A 5216-nucleotide genomic window follows, 5' to 3' on the forward strand; every position below is an offset into this window, starting at 1 on the left:
CATTTTTTGGGGGAGTTACAGATGTTCTCAAAAGCACTAGGTGCTTTTGAGAAGTTGGGAAACAGTGTGAAGCTAGCTTGGTTTTAATTTATTTTTCAATTGCTTGGGTAATTTAGAGGCCAGTAGAAATAACCAACAGCTAGAGTCAGAAATGGAAGCACAAATATAAGCCTGTCAAGTTTATAGCGTCTCGTCTAAGCCCCTAGTCCAATTTTAGTCTAAGGGCTTAGGCGTACTGAATATGCATAAGTTCTAAAATCACAATTAACAAGCTGCCATTGGCACTCTTGTTCGAGAATCAGGTATTGCGAATTTCCTTGTTTTCAGAAATTTAGCCCTTTGAATATTTACTATCAGGAAAACCGAACATCAATGTACAATCTTGTGCTCTTGAAAACGCTGGAAATGCCTCCATTGAGACTGTACGTAAAGTGGTCAGGGTTATTTTTGCGTGCTTAGCATGCTGCTAACAGTCAAACGTTAGGTTTACTGACACACTGCCATGTTAGTGCAGCACTAAGATGTTAGTATTGCTCAATACCGAGAGTATAGTAGAGCGGAGTAGGCTTCCATACATACTTGGATTAAGAGTGGCATCAAATCAGTGAATTCTACGAAGTAAAGAGAGGGTGATGTGAGTAAACTGCAAGGTCGTTTCGGACCAGAATATTGGGACAAGTATGGCGTTTACAAAACTCCTTTGGGCTTCAATTTGACCCTCATTGTACTATTGCGACCATTTTTAATTTGGCTAATGTCAGCGTTAACTTGGCGTCCTGACTTGGATATTATGAGTTTGTTTTTCCCGTCAAAAGACAACTTCTTTATTGCAATAGGTATTGGCTCAATAGCCTTATTGCCAGCCTTGGTTTTTTCTATGCGTCGCCCAACTAGCACACCTCGCTGGGGTGATATTTGGGGTTACATGCGCTGGCCTTTGTTAATTGCTGCTCTGCTAGATTTAGCTTGGCTGCTGATGCAAGCTGCAAATGGTCACTATCAATTTTCTTTTTATTTGGCGAGTCAGATTGTGTTGGTTTCTTGGGTATTATTGTACCTAATAAATAGCCGTTACTTAACGTGTTTTTTTAGTGATTGGCCGGAACCTGAAGCTAAATAGCTTGACGCAAAAGCAACCGAAAGCCTAAATGGTAATTGGGGTTTTGTCGTTCTCTTGAACGTAAGCGGTAAAGGTTTTCTTAACGCGTTTACGTCATTTTATTGTTGAGAAGTAACATGTACCTTTGACAGCATATTGTCAAATATCACCCATTATGAACGGTTGTCAACCTTCTGGGAACTGGTGTATTGTTTAGACCTAGAGATGTCATGAAGTTAGTGTAGGGTGTGCCTGTACATCGAGAGAGGCGAAATAGTGTTATTAGCTGAAAACATTAACAATAATATATTACTAGGAACATCATCATGTTAATTTGGCAAGATATCCTTAAGTGGGCCAATGAAGGTAACCCTACGCCACCCAGAAGGGTAGAAAAGAGTATGATGCAGTGGCAAGCATTGCTGGAGCCTTCAGTATTCCATATCACTCGAAACAAAGGAACAGAGAGGCCTTTTAGCTCTCAGTCATGTAGTCTGTTCGAACCTGGCCAATATGAGTGCGCTTGTTGTGGTGAGCTACTGTTTGATGCTCAAGAGAAGTTTGAGAGTGGTTCAGGATGGCCTTCATTTACACAGCCAGCAGACCCAAGTGCGATCGCTTATATTTTAGATAACACCCATGGTATGGCTAGAGTCGAAATAGTTTGTAATGTCTGTGATGCGCACCTGGGGCATGTATTTCCTGATGGTCCAAAGCCAAGCGGTTTGAGGTATTGTGTTAACGCACTGGCCATGGTGAAGCAAGAAACAGTAAGCCAATAATGGTGATTTCTGCAAGGTTAATTGGCGAGTCCCATTTCTTTCATTTGCGCGAGCAACTTATCAAACCTTGTAAGTTGCTCCGAGTCTAATTCTGAACTTTGCAATACTTTTACACATTTTTTAGCCAAATTTGTATTAAACGTAATGCCTTTTTTCCCTGTTGCATCTGTCAGGCACTGTAGCAAATTCAAAGCAATACTGGCATTTTTAGGCATAACTCGGAACGCTTGAGAAAAAGCTTCCAGTGCCACGTCCAACTCGCCTTTGTTAAACTGTTTTACAGCATGGTTATTCAGCTCTTTTGGACCCATTGTAATGTCTTTACGCTCATCATGTTGTTGATGTAAGTAGTGCATCATTACTGGGTCTTCTTGTGCTTGGTGCCGTTCACAATGGTCGATAATTTGGCTAAACAGCGCTTGTGCTTTGTGTTGAAAACCTAACTCATGGAAAGCTTTGGCTTTATCAAGTGCGGCATCAACCGAGCGGATCACTGCCTCATCTTCTAGCTGCTCCATAAGATGCCTAGCTTTTTTATGTTCATCCTTAAGGTAATGCATTCGCGCGTTAAGCACGTCAACTTGAGTTTGATTGATGGCATTGGGAAACTGCTTTTTCAAATCGCTCAAGTATTGTTGAGTTTGTCGTGTAATTTTTTGGATCTGTTCATGTTGATCAGTAGCCAATGCAAAGTCGATCCCTGCTCTTGCAGCATTGAGATACACCTCTGGACTGTCGTGAATTGAGTAACGGGCAAAATTTGCAATTTCTTTCTGTGCGTTATAACTGCACTCATAGTCATGGTTAATCATTGCGACAGTACTGAGTGATTTTTGCCGAGATAGGTTTCGAGGCGCAATTTGAGAAGCTTCGTGCAATGCTTTTTGGGCATGTTCAAATTGATTTAGCTTGAGTTCTAATCTGCCTAGAAGATCTAGGGCTGCAAGGCGAGTTTCACTCTTCTCTATTAACCCTTTAAGAAACTTTTGTGCCGTTATGTCTTCATCGTTCGCAATGAGTGCTTCAACTAGTCCAAGCTTTGCCCAAGTGAACTTTTGTAACTCTAAAGCGGATTTATAAAACTGCTTTGCCTCATCATAACGTTTGAGTTTGAGCAGTGTTTCACCTTTGAGTTTTAACAACATCACAGAGTAAGTATGTTGTTGGCTATCCAATTCGTTATTAATGAACTTGAGAGCCTTCGAGTGGTTTTCGTCGTCAATTAGCGTATAGATCCTTCTAAGACCTTGTTTTCTTTTTAAGATCCGTTCAATTCTCGCCTTTAAATCTTTAATTGTAAAAGGCTTAACTAAAAAGTCATCGGGTTGTAATTCAACAACACTATGAACTAGCTCTGGGCTTGTTTCGGCAGACGTGAAAATAAAACCAGTACAACGTTTGATAAGACGTTTCTGAAGGAGCTCTTCATATAACTGATAGCCGTTTTGACGTTTACTTAAATCAAAAGAGCAAATGATGAGTTCAAATTTATTTGTTTGACAACTTTCTTTAGCAACAGCAGCTGATTCAGCAATAAATACATTGCGATAAGCCAAACGCTCCAGCGATTGTTTTAGATAACTAAGCGCCAGAGGTTGTTCTTCCACAATTAAAATTTTTGAATTAACAAATGGTTGAACTGGCATATTGAGTTAGATGTGTTGCTATCAATGTTTTTAGTCTAGTCGTTTCTTTTGAGTTTTAAAATAGTTCAGCAAAAGATGAGCAGTGTTAAGTTAATAGAGTTAACAAGCTTGTTCATAAACATTGAAAAATAGAGATGAAATAAGAATGGTGGGTTGTACTGGACTTGAACCAGTGACCCTCGCCTTGTAAGGGCGATGCTCTCCCAACTGAGCTAACAACCCGGGATATTGTAATTTGGTGGGTGATACTGGACTTGAACCAGTGACCCTCGCCTTGTAAGGGCGATGCTCTCCCAACTGAGCTAATCACCCAAATTACATTCTATATTTATTGGTGGGTTGTACTGGACTTGAACCAGTGACCCTCGCCTTGTAAGGGCGATGCTCTCCCAACTGAGCTAACAACCCAAATATAGATTTTTCTGGACAGAGTCCAACCGCAGAGCGGATTTTAAAATGGTGGGTTGTACTGGACTTGAACCAGTGACCCTCGCCTTGTAAGGGCGATGCTCTCCCAACTGAGCTAACAACCCGGGATACTGTAATTTGGTGGGTGATACTGGACTTGAACCAGTGACCCTCGCCTTGTAAGGGCGATGCTCTCCCAACTGAGCTAATCACCCAAATTACATTTCTATATTGGTGGGTTGTACTGGACTTGAACCAGTGACCCTCGCCTTGTAAGGGCGATGCTCTCCCAACTGAGCTAACAACCCAATATAGAATTTAGATATGTGGTGGGTTGTACTGGACTTGAACCAGTGACCCTCGCCTTGTAAGGGCGATGCTCTCCCAACTGAGCTAACAACCCATATCTAGTTTACAACAACGTTTTATGCATTAAGCAGCGTCGTTGTGGGGCGCTATTATAGGTGTAACAACAAAGGAGTCAATAGCTAGAATGAAAAATTCGTTCGGTTGCTGTAATAATAATCAAATCTCTTAGATTTCAATAGTTCTTCATTATAAAGGAACTTTAAGTAAGTTAGAGTAGGGCAGGGGCTGCTGTTTTTTAATTTACAAAGTAGGAGAGGGGGCAACTGGCAATTGTTGTTAATTCTTAAATTTTTAGTTCGTAAAGTATTATATGTGATGCCGCCAGTATGATATTAATATCAGGATGTTGTTATGTATGCATTAAATGGGTTTAAAAGTGAGCTAAAACAAGCGCTTTGATTGAAGTTTACAAGTGCTTTGTATATATTGTGTCCTCTTGGGTGTTTTTTAAAGCAGTTAGAAAAAACTTCACTAAAAATTGTTGACTTTATTTTCGTGCCTGCATAGAATGCGCCCCGCACTCAGCGATGCACGTCTTAAAAGACGTTGGCAGTTTGGGGCTATAGCTCAGCTGGGAGAGCGCCTCGCTGGCAGCGAGGAGGTCGACGGTTCGATCCCGTCTAGCTCCACCAAAACATCGTTGATAAAAGTCCTAGTGACATTATTTAGTTTTAAACTTCGAATGTTTAAAATTAAAATTGTGTCCCCTTCGTCTAGAGGCCTAGGACACCGCCCTTTCACGGCGGTAACAGGGGTTCGAATCCCCTAGGGGACGCCACTTACTTTAAGTAAGTACCAAGCTCACATGGTAAGAGTCTAAATAACCAGTCCTAGTGACACAAAATTGTTTTGTTATAATGAGGTTCGGTCTCGTGTACTCGTCCTTCACGCTAACAAAAAATTATTGAAGCA

At 41.0% G+C, this 5216-nt stretch carries 3 protein-coding genes and 9 tRNA genes; 4 read left to right on the top strand and 8 right to left on the bottom strand.

The window, feature by feature from the left end; all coding sequences use genetic code 11:
* Positions 1 to 634: 634 nt before the first annotated feature.
* On the top strand, positions 635 to 1120 hold the full coding sequence (locus tag N475_RS23910; RefSeq protein WP_081232492.1) for a DUF2919 domain-containing protein: 486 nt from the start codon (positions 635 to 637) through the stop codon (positions 1118 to 1120).
* A 305-nt stretch (positions 1121 to 1425) separates the two neighbouring features.
* Positions 1426 to 1881, top strand: a complete 456-nt coding sequence (gene msrB / locus N475_RS23915; protein ID WP_063358054.1) for a peptide-methionine (R)-S-oxide reductase MsrB — start codon at positions 1426 to 1428, stop codon at positions 1879 to 1881.
* Between the two features lie 17 nt (positions 1882 to 1898).
* Here the strand turns inward: msrB and N475_RS23920 are convergent, their stop codons facing one another.
* The 8 genes from N475_RS23920 to N475_RS23955 all read right to left on the bottom strand — a co-directional run bounded on the left by N475_RS23920 (position 1899) and on the right by N475_RS23955 (position 4338).
* Positions 1899 to 3527: a response regulator gene (locus tag N475_RS23920; RefSeq protein ID WP_063358053.1), complete on the bottom strand. Its 1629-nt coding sequence runs from the start codon at positions 3525 to 3527 to the stop codon at positions 1899 to 1901.
* 146 nt (positions 3528 to 3673) lie between these two features.
* Positions 3674 to 3749 (bottom strand) — tRNA-Val (locus N475_RS23925).
* Positions 3750 to 3763: 14 nt separating this feature from the next.
* Positions 3764 to 3839 (bottom strand) — tRNA-Val (locus N475_RS23930).
* A 20-nt stretch (positions 3840 to 3859) separates the two neighbouring features.
* A tRNA-Val gene (locus N475_RS23935) sits at positions 3860 to 3935 on the bottom strand.
* Positions 3936 to 3984: 49 nt separating this feature from the next.
* Positions 3985 to 4060: transfer RNA gene (locus tag N475_RS23940), tRNA-Val, on the bottom strand.
* A gap of 14 nt (positions 4061 to 4074) precedes the next feature.
* Positions 4075 to 4150, bottom strand: a tRNA-Val gene (locus N475_RS23945).
* 17 nt (positions 4151 to 4167) lie between these two features.
* Positions 4168 to 4243: transfer RNA gene (locus N475_RS23950), tRNA-Val, on the bottom strand.
* A gap of 19 nt (positions 4244 to 4262) precedes the next feature.
* Positions 4263 to 4338 (bottom strand) — tRNA-Val (locus N475_RS23955).
* A gap of 522 nt (positions 4339 to 4860) precedes the next feature.
* Here N475_RS23955 and N475_RS23960 point away from each other — a divergent pair.
* A tRNA-Ala gene (locus N475_RS23960) sits at positions 4861 to 4936 on the top strand.
* A 70-nt stretch (positions 4937 to 5006) separates the two neighbouring features.
* Positions 5007 to 5082 (top strand) — tRNA-Glu (locus N475_RS23965).
* Positions 5083 to 5216: the final 134 nt, after the last annotated feature.

This window comes from Pseudoalteromonas luteoviolacea DSM 6061, assembly GCF_001625655.1.
Taxonomy (GTDB): Bacteria; Pseudomonadota; Gammaproteobacteria; order Enterobacterales; family Alteromonadaceae; genus Pseudoalteromonas; species Pseudoalteromonas luteoviolacea.

Coding starts and splice junctions, on each gene's coding strand:
- msrB (WP_063358054.1), top strand. CDS start 1,426: ATGTTAATTTGGCAAGATATCCTTAAGTGGGCCAATGAAGGTAACCCT.
- N475_RS23920 (WP_063358053.1), bottom strand. CDS start 3,527: ATGCCAGTTCAACCATTTGTTAATTCAAAAATTTTAATTGTGGAAGAA.